Source organism: Dehalococcoidia bacterium (assembly GCA_021295915.1).
Classification (GTDB): domain Bacteria; phylum Chloroflexota; class Dehalococcoidia; order Lucifugimonadales; family UBA1123; genus VXRN01.
Map to the genome: position 1 here is coordinate 3,183 of JAGWBK010000089.1, position 442 is coordinate 3,624.

Consider the following 442-nt stretch of genomic DNA (forward strand, 5'->3'; position numbering starts at 1 on the left):
GCCTGAGGCCCAGGTGGGAGGATGAGCAGACAACCCCGGCACGATGAACCATCGATGATGGTCAGCAGAGTCGGCTCATTGATTGGCTATAGGAATCTGGTGATGCAGGAGACCTCGAAGCGTTCAATGGTGTATTCTTCATCCTAGCCAGAGTAGTGGAAGCTGATATGGCCCGGCGACAGGAAGAACGGTTGGCTATCGGTGAAGTGAGCGAAACGGACGAAGAGTCCCCGCTCGACGCGCATGCTTGACCGCCGCCATGGACAACGCACGTGACGTTCGAATCCTTGAATATGCCAGTCTAGGCGCTGGTCGATGTGAGTCCGTCTCATCCCCGCTGATCGTATCTCCCAATCCATGGCTGGGTCATCTTCTTCTCGTCTCTGTGTTGTTCATGCTGAACCTCCCTCTGTTCTTTACCCTGAACACGGGGATGGATCTC